Origin of the sequence: Rhodococcoides fascians NBRC 12155 = LMG 3623 (assembly GCF_001894785.1) — a bacterium.
Lineage (GTDB): Bacteria > Actinomycetota > Actinomycetes > Mycobacteriales > Mycobacteriaceae > Rhodococcoides > Rhodococcoides fascians.
In genome coordinates this window covers 247,693-262,605 of record NZ_BCWW01000008.1, presented here as the reverse complement: position 1 = coordinate 262,605, position 14,913 = coordinate 247,693, and the positions used below count along the sequence as shown (strand labels likewise).

Annotated in this window: 11 protein-coding genes; 1 reads left to right on the top strand and 10 read right to left on the bottom strand. The window is 65.5% G+C overall.

Features of this window, described 5'->3' with window-relative positions; genetic code table 11:
- Window positions 1-106: 106 nt before the first annotated feature.
- The 10 genes from RFA01S_RS18215 to RFA01S_RS18170 form a co-directional block, all read right to left on the bottom strand.
- Complete coding sequence (locus tag RFA01S_RS18215) at window positions 107-1,612, bottom strand: glutamate synthase subunit beta (protein ID WP_032406685.1); 1,506 nt, start codon at window positions 1,610-1,612, stop codon at window positions 107-109.
- A complete protein-coding gene (gene gltB, locus RFA01S_RS18210) occupies window positions 1,605-6,188 on the bottom strand; it encodes a glutamate synthase large subunit (RefSeq protein WP_032406816.1) in 4,584 nt (1,527 codons plus the stop codon). The genes RFA01S_RS18215 and gltB overlap by 8 nt, the downstream gene beginning before the upstream one ends.
- Before the next feature lie 247 nt (window positions 6,189-6,435).
- A complete protein-coding gene (locus RFA01S_RS28205) occupies window positions 6,436-7,068 on the bottom strand; it encodes a TM2 domain-containing protein (protein WP_052060547.1) in 633 nt (210 codons plus the stop codon).
- A gap of 37 nt (window positions 7,069-7,105) precedes the next feature.
- Complete coding sequence (locus RFA01S_RS18200; protein WP_052060548.1) at window positions 7,106-7,999, bottom strand: TM2 domain-containing protein; 894 nt, start codon at window positions 7,997-7,999, stop codon at window positions 7,106-7,108.
- On the bottom strand, window positions 7,992-8,978 hold the full coding sequence (gene lgt / locus RFA01S_RS18195; RefSeq protein WP_032406686.1) for a prolipoprotein diacylglyceryl transferase: 987 nt from the start codon (window positions 8,976-8,978) through the stop codon (window positions 7,992-7,994). The genes RFA01S_RS18200 and lgt overlap by 8 nt, the downstream gene beginning before the upstream one ends.
- Window positions 8,975-9,778: a tryptophan synthase subunit alpha gene (gene trpA / locus RFA01S_RS18190; protein ID WP_027497278.1), complete on the bottom strand. Its 804-nt coding sequence runs from the start codon at window positions 9,776-9,778 to the stop codon at window positions 8,975-8,977. Before trpA ends, lgt begins: the two co-directional genes overlap by 4 nt.
- A complete protein-coding gene (trpB, locus tag RFA01S_RS18185; RefSeq protein ID WP_045841352.1) occupies window positions 9,775-11,046 on the bottom strand; it encodes a tryptophan synthase subunit beta in 1,272 nt (423 codons plus the stop codon). Before trpB ends, trpA begins: the two co-directional genes overlap by 4 nt.
- A 120-nt stretch (window positions 11,047-11,166) precedes the next feature.
- Complete coding sequence (gene trpC, locus RFA01S_RS18180; protein WP_027497280.1) at window positions 11,167-11,976, bottom strand: indole-3-glycerol phosphate synthase TrpC; 810 nt, start codon at window positions 11,974-11,976, stop codon at window positions 11,167-11,169.
- Window positions 11,977-12,055: 79 nt separating this feature from the next.
- On the bottom strand, window positions 12,056-12,721 hold the full coding sequence (locus RFA01S_RS18175) for a TIGR02234 family membrane protein (protein ID WP_027497281.1): 666 nt from the start codon (window positions 12,719-12,721) through the stop codon (window positions 12,056-12,058).
- Window positions 12,718-14,274: an anthranilate synthase component I gene (locus RFA01S_RS18170; protein ID WP_228139413.1), complete on the bottom strand. Its 1,557-nt coding sequence runs from the start codon at window positions 14,272-14,274 to the stop codon at window positions 12,718-12,720. Before RFA01S_RS18170 ends, RFA01S_RS18175 begins: the two co-directional genes overlap by 4 nt.
- Before the next feature lie 104 nt (window positions 14,275-14,378).
- On the opposite strand from RFA01S_RS18170, the gene RFA01S_RS18165 reads away from it, so the two are divergent.
- Window positions 14,379-14,840: a peroxiredoxin gene (locus tag RFA01S_RS18165; RefSeq protein ID WP_027497283.1), complete on the top strand. Its 462-nt coding sequence runs from the start codon at window positions 14,379-14,381 to the stop codon at window positions 14,838-14,840.
- The last annotated feature ends 73 nt before the right edge of the window (window positions 14,841-14,913 follow it).

The following is a 14,913-nucleotide window of genomic DNA, read 5'->3' as shown; positions in this document are numbered from 1 at the left end:
GCTGGACGCCTTGTTCTCTATCGCAGAGGAACCCGGCCGAATACTACCGACGGGTAGCCTCGCCGGGCCGCTGCTGAAAGCACCTGTACCGGTACAGAGACGAGTGTCACACCACCGCCAGAGGCAGCGCCGTGGGGTGTACCGGGGACGGCAATTCCGAGTGTCCGGTGAGGTAAGCGTCGACCCCGTTGGCAGCCGAACGCCCCTCGGCGATCGCCCACACGACCAACGACGCACCGCGGTGGGCATCCCCACAGACGAACACACCCGGGGCCGTCGTCTGCCAATCGGGACCACACGACAACGCGCCGCGCTTCGTCAGCGCCAGGCCGTAGTCGTCGAGCAGCGGTCCATGCTCGACACCCTCGAATCCGATGGCGAACAATGCCAGATCACAGGGCAATTCGACCTCCTCACCGATGGGCGTCACGATGCGTCGCCCGTCCGCGTCGCGCTGCACCTCGACCTCGGCGAGCACCATGGCGCGCACATGTCCGCGCTCGTCGCCGAGGAATCGCTGCACCGCGACCTGATGACGCACGACGCCACCCTCCGCATGAGCGGGCGACGTCCGGAGCACCAACGGCCACGACGGCCATGGCGAAAGACTGTCGTCACGGGCACCGGGAAGAGCAGGGTTGTAGTCGAGCTGAGTGACCGACGCGGCACCCTGACGGTGAGCCGTGCCCAGACAATCGGCCCCGGTGTCTCCGCCGCCGATGATCACCACATGCTTGCCCGCAGCGGATATCGACGTCGGCCCGTCGCCCTCGCATTCCTTGTTCGACGGCACCAGATGCTCCATCGCCAGGTGGATGCCGTCGAGTTCGCGGCCGATCACCTCGGTGTTGTCGCGAGCCCGCAGAGCGCCGACGGCGAGCACGACCGCATCGAAGCTCGCGCGCAGTTGCTCGACGGTGAAGTCGATGCCGACCTCGCACTCGGTGACGAAATGCGTGCCCTCGGCCCGCATCTGCATCAGCCGCTGATCGAGCACCGACTTCTCCAACTTGAATTCGGGGATTCCGTATCGAAGCAATCCACCGAGCCGATCGTCGCGCTCGTACACGGTGACATCGTGCCCGGCCCTGGTGAGCTGTTGCGCCGCAGCCAGCCCCGCCGGACCCGAACCCACGACGGCCACTCGCTTACCGGTGGTGATCGTCGGAGGCTGGGGAACGACGCTGCCCTGTTCCCAGGCCAGGTCTGCGATGGTCTGCTCGACCCGCTTGATCGTCACACTTCCGCCGGTGGCGGCCTCGGAAATGGACAGGACACAGGCAGATTCACACGGAGCCGGACACACTCGTCCGGTGAACTCCGGAAAGTTGTTGGTGGCGTGCAACCGATCACTGGCCGCGTCCCACCGATCGCGGCGCACGAGATCGTTCCATTCCGGAATCAGGTTGCCCAGCGGGCATCCGGCAGTTCCGGAGTGGCAGAACGGAATTCCGCAATCCATGCAGCGGCGCGCTTGTTCCGAGACCTCGGCTGCGCGTTCGCTGCTGGGCTGATCCGAGTACACCTCGTTCCAGTCCCTGACCCGTTCGTCGATAGGACGCTTGGCGGCCTCACGCTTGACGACCTTCAGAAATCCCTGTGGATCAGCCACGTGCAGCCTCCATGATCGCAGCGTCGACGTCGCGCCCCTCGGCGCGCGCCATTCGTGTCGCCTCCAGCACTCGCTGATAGTCGACGGGCATGACTTTGGTGAACAGAGCGGATCGGCGGGGCCAGTCGGCGAGCAGCGATGCCGCGACGGTGGAGCCGGTCCAGCGCTCGTGGTTCTCGACCGTCTCGCGCAGCCACACCAGATCGTCCGGATCGGGAACCTGCAACTCGACCATTGCCGTGTTCACGTCCGCGGGGTCGAGACCCAGAACGAAGGCGATACCGCCCGACATGCCGGCCGCCATGTTGCGTCCGGTCGGCCCGAGCACGACAACCCGTCCGCCCGTCATGTACTCGAAGGCGTGATCTCCCACGCCCTCGTTGACCGCAACGGCTCCGGAGTTGCGCACGGCGAACCGCTCCCCCGCCTTACCACGCAGGTACACCTCCCCCGACGTGGCTCCGTAGAGAATCGTGTTTCCGGCAATGACGTTGTCCTCGGCAACGAAGGGTGCGTCCTCGGCCGGTCGGACGACGATGCGTCCTCCCGACAGGCCCTTGCCCACATAGTCGTTCGCGTCGCCGACGAGATCGATCGTAATTCCGGGCGGCAGGAATGCACCGAGCGATTGCCCGGCAGAGCCGGTGAACGACACGCGAATCGTGTCGTCGGGTAGCCCGGCCGCGCCGTAGCGTCGCGTGACCTCGGACCCCAGAAGTGTTCCGACCGTGCGGTTGACGTTGCGCACGGGCAGCTCCAGCGTGACCGGATGTGCGTCCTCCAATGCCCCCTCGGCCAGCTGGATCAGCGTGCGATCCAGCGCGAAATCGAGGCCGTGGTCCTGATCGCGTAGGCGTCGACGCTGTGTCATGGGCGCGCCGTGTCGATCCACCGGCATCGCGAAGATGGGTGCGAGGTCGAGTCCCTTGCTCTTCCAATGTGCGACGCCGGCAGCGGTCTCGAGCACGTCGGCATGGCCGACGGCCTCGTCGATGCTGCGGAACCCGAGCTGCGCGAGGTACTTTCGCACATCCTCGGCGACGAACCTGAAGAAGTCCTCGAGGAACTCGGGCTTGCCGGTGAATCGCTTGCGCAGTTCGGGGTTCTGAGTCGCGACACCCACTGGGCAGGTGTCGAGATGGCAGACCCGCATCATGATGCATCCCGCGACGATCAGAGGTGCCGTCGAGAACCCGAATTCCTCGGCACCGAGCAGCGCCGCGATGATCACATCACGGCCGGTGCGCATTCCGCCGTCGCACTGGACGGTGATGCGATCGCGAAGTCCGTTGAGCACCAACGTCTGTTGGGCGTCGGCCAGCCCGATTTCCCAGGGCGCACCGGCATGCTTGAGAGACGTCAACGGAGCCGCGCCCGTGCCACCGTCGTATCCCGAGATCAGTACGACGTCGGCGTGCGCCTTGCTCACTCCCGTCGCCACCGTGCCCACTCCTACCGAGCTGACGAGTTTGACGTGGACGCGCGCGTTCTCGTTGGCGTTCTTGAGATCGTGGATCAACTGCGCGAGATCCTCGATGGAATAGATGTCGTGGTGCGGAGGCGGGGAGATCAGGCCGACCCCGGGCGTCGAGTGCCGAGTCTTGGCCACCCACGGGTACACCTTGTAACCGGGCAGCTGCCCGCCCTCACCGGGTTTGGCACCCTGCGCCATCTTGATCTGAATGTCGGTGGCGTTGACCAGATAATCGCTGGTCACCCCGAACCGTCCACTCGCGACCTGCTTGACCGCACTGCGCCGGCTCGGATCGTAGAGGCGGTCGACGTCCTCTCCGCCCTCACCGGAGTTGGAGCGCCCACCCAGATTGTTCATCGCAACGGCCATGGTCTCGTGCGCCTCGGCAGAGATGGATCCGTAGCTCATCGCGCCGGTGTTGAACCGAGTGACGATGGACTCGACCGGCTCCACCTCGTCGAGCGGAACAGGCGTCCGCACATGGTCTTTGAACTCGAACAGGCCCCGGAGTGCACCCCCTTCGCGGGCGAGCCGGTTCACTTCGTCGCTGTATTTCTGGAACACGTCGTAGCGACCGGTGCGTGTTGCGTGCTGCAACAGGAACACCGTCTCGGGAGTGAACAGGTGAAGTTCGCCCTCACGCCGGAACTGGTACTCGCCGCCGATCTCGAGGCGGCGGTGAACACGGTCGGTGGGATTCTCCGGGTATGCCTTCCGGTGACGGAGTTTGACCTCTTCGGCGAGGACGTCGAGACCGACTCCGCCGAGCTTGCTGACGGTGCCCTTGAAGTACTCGCGCACGACCTCGCGATCGAGACCGACCGCCTCGAAAACCTGTGCGCCGGTGTAGGACCCGACGGTCGAGATGCCCATCTTGGACATGACCTTGAGCACGCCCTTGCCGAGCCCGTACAGGTAGTTGCGCACCGCGACAGTGGGCTCGACCCCGGTGAGCTCGCCTTCGCCGACCAGGTCCTCGATCGACTCCATGGCCAGGTACGGGTTGACCGCCGCCGCGCCGAATCCGATCAGCAGGGCCAGGTGGTGCACTTCTCGTGCATCGCCGGACTCGACGACGAGGGCGACCTTGGTGCGTTCCTTGGTGCGCACCAAATGGTGATGCACAGCAGAGGTGGCCAGCAGGGACGGAATCGGTGCCCGAGTGTGGTCCGAATCACGATCGGAGATGATCAGCGTGCGGTAGCCGGCAGCGATGGCTTCCGATGCCCGCGAGCGCAGCTCCTCGATGGCCTCGGCCAGACCTTCCCCACCACGCTCGACCTCGTACAGTGCGCGGAGCACGATGGCCGACAGACCGGGATGATCACCGTCGTCGTCGATGTGAATGATCTTGTTGAGTTCGTCGTTGTCCAGCACCGGCCACGGCAACACGATCTGTCTGCACGACGCGGCAGTGGGCTCGAGCAGATTCTGCTCCGGTCCCATCACGCGCGACAACGAGGTCACTATCTCTTCTCGGATGGAGTCGAGTGGCGGGTTCGTGACCTGCGCGAACAGCTCGATGAAGTAGTCGTACAGCTGACGAGATCGCTGGGACATCACCGCGGACGGGGTATCGGTCCCCATCGATCCCAGTGGCTCGCCCCCGGAGGCGGCCATCGGGGTGAGCACGACGCGGAGATCTTCCTCGGTGTAGCCGAAGGCGATCTGTCTGCGGATCACGGACTCGTGGTTGTACTGAATGTGGGCGCGCTCGGGCAGGCTCTTGATTTCCAGCAAGCCGGCGTGCAGCCATTCCTGGTACGGATGTTCCTGCGCCAGTTGCAGTTTGATCTCCTCGTCGGGAACGAGACGCCCGGCGACGGTGTCGACCAGAAACATCTTGCCCGGTTCGAGGCGACCCTTGGCGACGACCTGAGATTGCGGCACGTCCAGGACACCTGCCTCGCTGGCGAGGATCACCCGACCGTCGGCCGTCTGCCACCACCGACCGGGTCGCAGACCGTTGCGATCGAGGACGGCTCCGACGTAGCTACCGTCGGTGAACGTGACGCAGGCGGGACCGTCCCACGCTTCCATCATCGACGAGTGGAACTGATAGAACGCCCGTACCCGCGGATCCATCGTGCGATGGTTCTCCCACGGCTCCGGCACCATCATCATCACGACGTGGGGAACGCTCCGGCCGCCCAGATGCAGCAGTTCGAGCACCTCGTCGAGCGACACCGAATCGGATGCATCGGGATTGCAGATGGGGAAGAGCCGCTCCAGATCGCCGGGGATGAGATCGCTGGACAGCATCGCTTCCCGAGCTCGCATCCGGTTCCTGTTGCCTTTGACCGTGTTGATCTCTCCGTTGTGCGCGACGTAGCGGTGCGGGTGCGCCAACGGCCACGAGGGGAAGGTATTGGTGGAGAAGCGACTGTGCACGATGGCAATTGCACTCGTACACAACGGGTTACGCAGCTCCGGGAAGAACAGGGGCAGCTGCATGGTGGTGAGCATGCCCTTGTAGACGATGGTGCGTGCGGACAGCGAAGGGAAGAACAGGCCCGAGCCTTCTGCCTCGATCTCCGGGGTGACGCGCTCCGACCGCTTACGCAGCCCGTACACCAATCGGTCGAGTTCGAGACCGGCCGGACGTGAACCGTCGACCTCGGGGGCCGCGACGAAGAGATAGCTCATGTACGGCATGCATCCGAGCGCGGTCAGTCCGACGTCGGCGCGATCGGGATCGACCTCGACCGGAACCCACCCCAGCACCTCGAGACCCTCTTCGGCTGCAATGGATTCGACACGCTGCACGGCCGACCCGCGCTCGCGGATGCCCTGCGGCAGAAAGCAGACACCCGCCGCGAAGGTGTTCTCGCCGTCGCCGTTGGCGGACGGTAACTCGAACGACGACAACGAATCGAGAAGTTCGACGGGCAGCTGGATCAGAATGCCCGCGCCGTCACCACTGTTGGGCTCGGCACCGGCAGCACCACGATGTTCCAGGTTCTCCAGTGCCAGTACACCGTCGGACACGATCGAGTGCGAACGTCGTCCGGCGATGTCGGCGATCATCGCGACGCCGCAGGAGTCCTTCTCCGCGCTCGGGTCGTACAGTCCTTGCTCGGCAGGCATCCGAGAAAACAACACCACGATCACCTCCACGTAGACCGGTGGGTGCTTCGGATGGCGCAGTGTCGACACGCTGCACTGTGAGCCTCGGCTACCCCGCCGGCTGGTCGTCCGAACCGACATAGAGTGCCGGATCGATCGAATTCGATGCCTATCGGGAATTCACCGGGACAGCTCTGGCCCGCGAAGAATCCGAGATCGCTCTCGGATGGCGAAATCGTATCAGTTGCCGATCGCAACGATGCAATCGCGAACGGCGCTGGGCTCAGTCGCGCAGGGGGCGCCCGTGTTCATCGCGCACGCTGCCCGTGAGCATCATGATCCCGTCGATCAGCGGCCAGATACCGCCGATGCCGCACGTGAGCCACGTGACCGCGATCTGCGCCACCGCGATTCCCGGCTGATTCAAATAGAAGCGTCCTGCGCCGAAAACTCCCAGCAGGATGTTCAGCAGCCCGGCAGTGAGCTTCTGCTTGTCCGAGAACGGTTCCCCGGTGACGGGATGCCGTCCGTAAGGAGCGCTCGGATCCACCCAACCAGGGGCACCGGCGTACTGGGGGCCTGGGTAGTGGGGTCCTCCGTACTGGGGACCGCCGTACTGGGGACCGCCGTATTGGGGACCGCCGTATTGGGGACCGCCGCCCGGGAACGGGGGCGGCGGGTAACCCGCACCGGGCGGTGGACCGTCCGGTGCACCGGAGCTACGGTCGTCACTTCCGGACGCGTCGTACGGATCACTGCCCCAATTCGGCGGACCGTAGCTGGGGTCGGGTGCGCCGTACACCGGACCCGGTGCCGCGTTCTTCTCGAACGAGATGGTGGGCTCCGACCCCGAGCCGTCTCCCGCCGATCCGCCCGGTGTCGATCCGTCCGATGACGATGTACCTGAATCACTCACAACGAACTCCCTCGACGACGCGCTACGGGTAGGCCGATCAGTCTCGCAGCTTGAGCCCGCGACTGTCGGGAACATTGCCGACGAGAATCAGCACGGCGTCCACGACATGCCACACGAACAGTCCGAACAACAGAATCAGGCCGAGGCCGAACACCACGGTCAGCAGCACGCCGAAGAAGAACAGCAGCAACTGCGCGACGCCGATTCCGGTGCTACCGATGTAGAAACGACCCACGCCGAGCCAGCCGAGGAACAGCTGAAGTAGTCCACCGACGATCTTCGATTTGTCCGACAACGGTTCACCGGTGACCGGATCCCGCCCGTACGGCGCGTCGGGTCCGACACCGAAACCGGGCCCGGCCGAAAAGCCCTGTGCTTGGCCATAGGCCTGCTGGCCATACCCCTGCTGGCCGTAACCCTGCTGGCCGTAACCCTGCTGGCCGTACCCTTGCTGGCCGTAGCCCGACTGCTGGCCGTAGCCCGAGTGCTGGCCGTACCCCTGCTGGCCATACCCCTGTTGGCCGTATCCCCCGGTCTGGCCGTACCCCTGTGGTGGACCGTAGGGCGACTGTTGGCCGTATCCCGGCTGACCGTATCCCTGGTACTCGGATCCCGGTGTCGGGTAACCGGCGGACGGCGGAAGGCCACCGATCGAATTGTCGATACTGCCGTCCGGGCTGGGGGCCGGATAGCTAGGAGTACTGGACCAGCCGGGCCCGTTGCCGATACCCGAATAGGTGTCCCAGCCCGGTCCGGTAGAACCGGCCGGACCGTGCGAGGGTGCAGACTCGGATGTCGCGGGCGGCTCGGATAGCGACGCCTCGGCCGTTGCGTCGTAGTCGAACGGTGTACCGAAAGAGCCGGCTGACTTGTCGGTGCCGCCGCCCGAATCAGCAGGGTCGGGGTGTGCCCTCTTCTCGAAATCAACCACGGGTACTGCCTTCTTCCTCGGCTTTCTTCTCGGACGATGTCTCGCCCGTGCCTTCCTGCGGATCGCCGTCGGCGGACTCGCCACCCGTCTTGTCTTCGCTGTCGCGACCGTCGTCGTCGTTCGACTTCAGTGCCGCCGGGTCTTCGCGACCCTTGGTGGCGAGAACGAAATAGGCGACCGCGAGCACGAAGATGATCGCCGAGGTGAACGAGTTCACGCGAATGCCGGCGATCTTCGTCGCGAAGTCGTCTCGCATGAGTTCCACCCAGAACCGACCGACGCAGTATCCGGCCACGTAGAGCGCGAACAGTCGACCGTGGCCGATCGTGTACTTCCGGTCGACGAGTACCAGGAGGACGACGATCAGGACGCTCCACAGCAGTTCGTAGAGAAACGTCGGATGGACGACCTTCTCGACCATTCCGGTGGACACGCCGTTCAGCGGATCGAGCCGGCCGTTCGCATCGAGTCGCTCGTAGATCTCGAGACCCCACGGTTGCGTGGTTTCGCGACCGTAGAGCTCCTGGTTGAAGTAGTTGCCGATGCGGCCGATTGCCTGGGCCAGCAGGATCGGCGGGCCTACCGCGTCACCGAATGCCGGGAGTGGGATGCCGCGTCGACGACACGCGATCCACGCGCCGACTCCGCCGAGGAACACCGCGCCCCAGATTCCGAGGCCGCCGTTCCACACGTAGAGCGCCTCGATCGGCCGACCGCCGGCACCGAAGTACGTCTTCCAGTCGGTGGCCACGTGATACAGCCGGCCACCGAGAAGCCCGAAAGGCACGGCCCACACAGCGACGTCGAGAACTGTGCCCTTGGTTCCGCCGCGAGCGACCCACCGGCGATCTCCCCACACAACGGCCACCACGATGCCGATGATGATGAACAGGGCGTAGGCACGGAGCGCGAGCGGTCCGACGTGCCACACCCCCTGCGCGGGACTGGGAATGTAGGCCAGGAACGCGGTCGAAGTCACGACGCTACGTTAGCGGAGCGGACACCCTCGGCGAGTTCGGTCGTCAGGTCACGAACCGCGTCGAGACCGTTGTCGACAGCGGTCACCAAAGCCGACCCGACGATGACCGCGTCGGCATACTTCGCGATCTCGGCAGCCTGTGCGCCCGACCGAACGCCGAGACCGACGCCGATCGGAATGTCGGAATGCTCGCGGATACGCGCCGCCAACGCCGGTGCCATCGAGGACACCGCGTCGCGGGCACCGGTCACGCCCATCGTCGAGGCGGCGTAGACGAAGCCGCTGCTGGCTTCGACGGTGCTGACGAGTCGCTCCTCCGTCGTCGACGGTGCGACGAGGAAGATTCGGTCGAGTCCGTACCGATCCGACACCTCGATCCATTCCTGAGCCTCATCGGGGATCAGGTCAGGAGTGATGATCCCGAGTCCACCCGCATCGGCGAGGCTCCGGGCGAAATTCTCGATGCCGTACTTGAGCACCAGGTTCCAGTAGGTCATGACGACCGCTTTGCCGCCAGCGGCGGCAACCTGCTCGGTGACGGCGAAGACGTCCTTGACCCGGGCACCGGCTCGCAGCGCGACGTCTGCAGCAGCTTGGATCGTGGGGCCGTCCATCACCGGATCGGAGTACGGGATGCCAACCTCGACGATGTCGCACCCGGCATCGACCATGGTCTTGAAGACCTCGATCGACCGGGGGACGGTCGGAAAGCCGGCGGGCAGGTATCCGACGAGTGCAGCGCGCCCTTCGGCACGGCACTGGGCGAACGTCCCGGAGAGGCGAGAGTCGTTGTTGCTCATGGCTTGATACCTGCTTCGTCGTCCACGTTCGCTTCGCCGTCTCCGTCGATCAGACCGAACCACTCGGCTGCGGTGTCGACGTCCTTGTCGCCGCGACCGGACAGGTTGACCAGGATGATGGCACCTTCACCCAGTTCCTTGCCGAGGGTGAGTGCGCCGGCGATGGCGTGCGACGATTCGATGGCCGGGATGATGCCCTCGGTGCGGCACAGCAGCTTGAAGGCGTTCATCGCCTCGGTGTCCGTCACGCCGCGGTACTCGGCGCGCCCGATGTCGTGCAGGTACGAATGCTCGGGTCCGACCCCGGGATAGTCCAATCCTGCTGAGATGGAATGGGATTCGACGGTCTGGCCGTCCTCGTTCTGCAGCAGGTACGAGTAGGCACCGTGCAGGGCTCCAGGCGTACCACCGCTGATGGTCGCCGCGTGACGACCGGTCTCGACTCCGTCGCCGGCAGCCTCGAACCCGACGAGACGGACATCGGCGTCGTCGATGAACGCGTGGAAGATTCCGATGGCGTTGGACCCGCCGCCGACGCAGGCCGCGATGGCATCGGGCAGGCGGCCGGTGGACGCGAGGACCTGCTGCCGCGCTTCGAGGCCGATGATGCGCTGGAAATCGCGGACCATCACCGGGAACGGATGCGGCCCCGCGACGGTTCCGAAGCAGTAATAAGTGTTGTCGGCGTGGGTGACCCAGTCTCGCAGTGCCTCGTTGATCGCATCCTTGAGAGTGCGCGAACCGGACTTCACTGCGACGACTTCCGACCCGAGCAAACGCATCCGGGCGACGTTGAGGGCCTGGCGCTCGGTGTCGACCTCACCCATGTAGACGACGCAGTCGAGACCCATCAGGGCACAGGCTGTGGCGGTCGCGACGCCGTGCTGACCGGCACCGGTCTCTGCGATGACACGAGTCTTGCCCATTCGCTTCGCGAGCAGAACTTGCCCGAGCACGTTGTTGATCTTGTGAGAACCGGTGTGATTCAGGTCTTCTCGCTTGAGCAGGATCCGAGCGCCACCGGCGTGCTCGGACAACCGGGTCGCCTCGAACACCGGAGATGGGCGACCGGTGTAATCGCGCTGCAGCCGATCCAGCTCACCGAGGAACTCGTTGTCGCTGCGCACTTTCTCGTACTCGGCGGTGACTTCCTCGATCACACCCATCAACGCCTCGGGCACGAACCTGCCCCCGTACACGCCGAAGTGACCGCCCACATCGGGCTCGTGCGCGCTGCGATCGGTGAGGCCGATGCTGCTCTGCGGCAGATCAGCGCCCTTGAAGCGGACTACCTGAGGGGCGTCCGCGGCGGAAGAAGTTTGGCTGGTGCTCACCGCTCCAGTGTGCCCCAACGGCGGACCGTCGCCGCGTTCGGGTGGGGTGCCGGTTCAGCGTGCGGGTTTCGGGCACGACGGGTGCGTGCCCGCCGTCACCAGGTCCGAGACCGCAGTGCGCGGATCGCCCGCGGTGACCAGACCTTCTCCGACCAACACTGCGTCGGCGCCGGCTCCGGCGTACGCGAGAAGGTCGGCGGTGCCCCGCACTCCCGACTCGGCAACGCGAATGATCTCACTGGGCAGACCGGGCGCGATACGGCCGAAACTGTCGCGATCGATCTCGAGGGTCTTGAGGTTGCGGGCGTTGATACCGATGACGCTGGCACCCGCCTCGAGTGCGCGATCGGCCTCGGCCTCGGTGTGGACCTCGACGAGTGCCGTCATGCCGAGTGACTCCGTGCGATCGAGAAGAGACGTGAGTGCGTCCTGCTCCAGGGCTGCGACGATCAGCAGGATGACGTCCGCGCCGTGGGCTCGGGCCTCGTGGATCTGGTACGGACCGACGATGAAATCCTTGCGCAGCACAGGAATCGAGACTGCGGCTCGCACCGCGTCGAGATCGGCGAGCGATCCCCGGAATCGACGCTCTTCGGTCAACACGCTGATGACGCGAGCGCCACCCTGCTCGTAGGCACGCGCGAGCACCGCAGGATCACCGATGTCGGCCAACGCGCCCTTGGACGGGCTCGCACGCTTGACCTCGGCAATGACGCCGATGCCGTCCTCGCGGAGGGCAGCCGCCGCGTCGAGAGGTGCCGGGGCCAGCTTCGCTGCTGCCTTCACCGCAGCGAAATCGATCACCGATTCGCGCGCGGCGACGTCGGCTCGTACACCGTCGAGAATCGAGTCGAGAACAGTCATGGTGCCCCAGTCCTTTCTGAGCGTCGACATTCGATGTGAGGAATCTCATCGAGGTCGGAACCTAGCGTAGAGGGCCGAATCAATCCGACGAACGCCGGGTACCGGACTCGTCGGTAGGGTCTTCACCGGCATCGAGCGCGTCCCACATCATGCGCTCGGTCAGGTCTTCACCCTCGTCCTGTGCACCCACGGCGGACGTGGTTCCAGCGGCCCGGCGAGCCACTTCGTCGCGCCGCACAGCCGGAGCTGCGTACTTGGACGAGAGTACCTGTGGGCCAAAAGATTTCCGAATCGACAGGGCAGCCGCCGCGAACGCACACAGGGCCCCTGCGAGCGTGATCAGCGCGGGTAGTGTCGATGCCGTCGTCATCGTCACCTCGGCACGAGCCGGGAGCTCGGCGAGCGCAGCCGCCTCCGAGTCCGAAGCCCCCGCGGCGAGTAGCCGAACGGCCGGAATCGCCGCAGCAATCGCAACCACCGCGATGAGCAACGCCAGAACCCGAGATGCCCACCCGCGCACCGCGAACGAGGCCGCCACAGCAGCGACAAGCACCAAGGCGAGAGGAGTCGTCGCGGCGGCCCAGGTACTGCCGACGAGATCGTCGGTCCGGCTCTCGCCGAGACCGTCGGAGGACGTCACGCTCACCCACGTCATTCTGGACGCACCCCACAGGCATGCGGCCGCAACCACGAGCAGCACGACAGGCAGAACGGCCGATCCGCGGCCGCCGGAGCGTTCGGTCATCGGCCACCGACCTCACGCAGCGTTTCGGCTGCTGCGACGGCACTCAGCACGGCCATGGCCTTGTTCCTCGCTTCGTCGTCCTCGTATTCCGCTACCGAGTCGGCCACGACTCCGGCACCGGCCTGCACGTACGCCGTGCCGTCCTTGATGAGCGCGGTGCGAATCGAGATTGCGGTATCGGCGTCCCCGGCGAAGTCGAGATAGCCGACGATGCCGCCGTAGATGCCACGCCGCGTCGGCTCGAGCTCGTCGATCAGTTCCATTGCCCGCACCTTGGGTGCACCCGACAGCGTGCCCGCGGGGAAGCACGCCTTGACTGCGTCCAGAGCCCGCTTTCCCTCGGCGAGCCGTCCCGTCACCGTCGACACCAGGTGCATGACGTGGCTGTAGCGCTCGATATGGCGGTAGTCGCCCACGCGCACCGTCCCGGGAGCACACACTCGGCCGAGATCGTTGCGACCGAGATCGACGAGCATCAGATGCTCCGCGTTCTCCTTCTCGTCGGCCAGCAGATCCTTCTCGAGCAGCACGTCGTCCTCCTCGGAGGCACCGCGCCAGCGCGTACCGGCGATCGGGTGCGTGGTCGCGAGACCGTCCTTCACCGTCACGAGAGCTTCGGGGCTGGATCCGACGATCGAGAACGCCGTCTCGTCGTTCTCCCCCGGCACGTGCATCAGATACATGTACGGGCTGGGATTCGAGGCCCGCAGCATGCGATAGACGTCGAGAGGAGACGCCTCGGTGTCCATCTCGAAGCGCTGCGAGAGCACCACCTGAAACGCTTCACCGGCCTCGATCTCCTCGACCAGCCGCTCGACATCGGCACCGAATCCCTCCGATGTCCGCTGCCTGCGGAAACGGGGCGCGGACTTGGAGAAGACCGACACCGTCGACGCAGCAGGCTCGGACAGATCCGCGCACATCCGGTCCAGGCGACTCACCGCGTCGTCGTAGGCCCGGTCGACGTGCTCGTCGGTGCCGTTCCAGTTGACCGCGTTCGCGATCAGGGTGATCGATCCTTCGTGATGGTCCACGGCCGCCAGATCGGTGGCCAGCAACATGACCATCTCGGGGATGCCGAGGTCGTCCTGCGCATGTTCGGGCAGCTTCTCGATGCGCCGCACCGAGTCGTATCCGAGATATCCGACCATTCCGCCGGTCAACGGCGGCAGGCCCGGCACGCGCTCGGAATGGAGTAGCTCCAAGGTTCGAGCCAACACGTCGAGGGGGTCACCGCCGCTCGGGACACCTGCGGGCACGTTGCCGCGCCACGCCGCCTCGCCGTCGACCACCGTCAGCGCCGCAGGCGCACCCGCACCGATGAACGACCATCTCGACCACGACCGTCCGTTCTCCGCGGATTCGAGCAAGAACGTTCCGGGTCGGTCGGCGGCAAGCTTGCGGTACGCCGACAACGGAGTTTCGGAGTCGGCGAGCACCTTTCGCGTCACCGGCACCACTCGATGCTCGGCGGCGAGCTGGCGGAACACCTCCCGGGACGTGGTCGAGTCCGCGGCATCGGTGGGTTGGGCGTCGATGGGTGCGGCGTCCATGGATGCGGTCTCGGTGGGGCTCGTGTGGGGAGTCGTCTCGCCGTGCATGACCCCATCCTCCCAGGTTCGGCGGCGACACCCTCGCGCGCGGTAACCTGCCGACCATGAAACCAGGCGAGCTCGTTCCCGATTTTTCCCTGCCGGACCAGACCGGAAAGCTGCGAACGCTGACCGAATTGCTTACCGACGGTCCGATAGTGCTGTTCTTCTACCCGGCTGCATTCACCCCCGGATGCACCGCCGAAGCCTGCCATTTCCGCGATCTCGCAGGCGAATTCGCCGAGGTGGGTGCCACCCGGGTCGGCATCAGCGCCGACGCGGTCGCCAAGCAGGCCGAGTTCGCCGCCGCCAAATCGTTCGACTATCCGTTGCTCTCCGACGAGGACGGTGCCGTCGCGACCGCATTCGGGGTCAAGCGCGGCCTGCTCGCCAAGCTCTCCCCGGTCAAGCGCGCGACGTTCGTCATCGGTACCGACCGCAAGGTCCTCGAGAGTTTCTCCAGTGAGCTGCGATTCGAGGCCCACGCGGACAAGGCGCTGGAATACCTGCGCGCGCACCGCAGCTAGGCCGATTGTTCGACGCGATGCCTCGGGCCCGGGGATGCTCGAGGCATCATGTGCAGAACACAACTGTCTCGAT